We start from the raw sequence: 1,751 nt of genomic DNA, 5'->3' as shown, positions 1-1,751 counted from the left end.
GGCGCGGAAGGCCCCCGCCGAGGCGCAGGCGCTCATCGCCGCGCAGATCGAGGATCTGCGCGCCGGCGGCGCCGAGCGGCGCATCCTCGCCGCCGGCGCGGCGCTGCCGGACCTCGTGCTGCCGGACGCCACCGGCACGCCGCGCGCGCTGCGCGACCTCGCCCCGGCGGTGATCGTGTTCTACCGCGGCGGCTGGTGCCCCTATTGCAACCTGACGCTGCGCGCCTGGCAGAAGCGCCTGCCCGACCTCGCCGCCCGCGGCACGACGCTGGTGGCGATCAGCCCGCAGGGGCCGGACGGCTCGCTGTCCACCGCCGAGCGCAACGCGCTGGCCTTCCCGGTGCTGTCCGACAGCGAGGATGCCGCCGGGCGCGCCTTCGGCGTCAGCTTCGCCCTGCCGGAGCCGCTGGTCGCGCTCTATCGCCGCTTCGGCCACGACCTGGAGCTGGTGAACGGCCCCGCCGGCTGGCGCCTGCCGATGCCCGCCACCTTCGTCGTCGGCCCCGACCGCCGCATCCTCTTCGCCCGCGCCGAGGCCGACTACCGTCGCCGCACCGCGCCGGAGGAAGCGATCGCCGCCCTCGATGCCGCGCCGGAGGGCGTGCGATGACGGTGATCGCCATGCGTCTCGCCGGCGGCGCCGCCGCCATGCCGCTGCTCGCCGGCCTCGGCTGGGGCTTCTGCGCCGCGCTCATCTGGGGCGGCTACCTCGCCTTCGCCCGCGCCGGCGTGGTGGGCGGGATCGCGCCGCTCGACTTCGCGCTGCTGCGCTACGGCACCGCGGCGCTCCTGGTGCTGCCGGTGCTGCCGCGGCTCGGGCTGCTCGACCTCGGCGGCATCGGCTGGCGACGCGGCGCGGTGCTGGCGCTGCTGGCCGGCCCGGCCTTCATCCTGCTGGCGACCTGGGGCTACCGCTTCGCGCCGCTCGCGCATGGCGCCGTGGTGCAGCCGGCCGTGGTGACCATCGCGACCATGGCGCTCGCCGTGCTGCTGCTGCGCGAGACCATCCCCGCGCGTCGCTGGCTCGGCGTTGGGGTCGTCATCGCCGGGCTTGCGCTGGTCTCGGGCGCGGGGATGGGCAGTGCCGGCGCCTGGAAGGGCGACCTGCTCTTCGCCGCGGCCGGGCTGCTCTGGGCGCTGTTCACCATCGCCTGCCGCGCCTGGCGGGTGGATGCCTGGCGCGCGACCGTGGCGGTGGCGGCGCTGGGCGGGGCGGCCATCATCCCGGTCTGGCTCGCCCTGGGCGACGCGCCGGCGCTGGCCGCGCAGGGCTGGCGGGTGATCGCGACGCAGGCCCTGGTGCAGGGTGCGCTGTCCGGCCTGCTGGCCGTCTTCGCCTTCGGCCGGGCGGTGGCGCTGCTCGGCCCCGCCCGCGCCGCGATGTTCCCGGCCATGGTGCCGGCGCTTGCGGTGCTGGCCGGCATCCCGGTGGCCGGCGAATGGCCCGAGCCCGTGCAGTGGCTCGGTCTCATGACTGTGCTCGCCGGCCTGCCGCTGGCGATGGGCCTGCTCGCCCGCCGCCGGGCCGGGCTATCCTCCCGCCCGTAACGATCGGGAAGGCGCGGGCGCATGGACGGGGTTCGGGTGCTGGCGGGGCAGGTGGTGGCGCTCAGGCTGTTCGATCTGGCCCACAGCGTGGACCTCCAGCGGGCCGAGACGCTCTGGGCGAAGCGGGCCCCCGGCGCCCCCCCCCCCCCCCCCCCGGCCCGCGCCCCCCCCCCCCCCCGGAGCGTCGGGGGGCCGCCCCGGCG

2 protein-coding genes and 1 pseudogene are annotated in these 1,751 nt (G+C 77.8%); all 3 read left to right on the top strand.

The genetic code is table 11. The features are described 5' to 3' along the window. Positions 1 to 610, top strand: a 610-nt coding sequence (locus AC1MIR_RS14910; RefSeq protein WP_480028977.1) for a peroxiredoxin-like family protein, incomplete at its 5' end; no start/stop codon positions are given. Beyond that, positions 607 to 1,548, top strand: coding sequence for a DMT family transporter (locus AC1MIR_RS14905; protein ID WP_480028976.1), 942 nt, complete (start codon positions 607 to 609; stop codon positions 1,546 to 1,548). The genes AC1MIR_RS14910 and AC1MIR_RS14905, both read left to right, overlap by 4 nt. A 21-nt stretch (positions 1,549 to 1,569) precedes the next feature. After that, positions 1,570 to 1,751, top strand: a pseudogene (locus tag AC1MIR_RS14900) (hypothetical protein); the annotation flags it as partial.

The sequence above is a fragment of the Falsiroseomonas sp. RANM36 genome, from assembly GCF_056682175.1.
The sequence above is the reverse complement of the archived record's forward strand: the minus strand, read 5'-3'. Positions and strand labels throughout refer to the sequence as shown.

Bases quoted from the DNA above. Each gene is read 5' to 3' on its own strand.
- AC1MIR_RS14905 (WP_480028976.1), top strand. From the start codon at position 607: ATGACGGTGATCGCCATGCGTCTCGCCGGCGGCGCCGCCGCCATGCCG.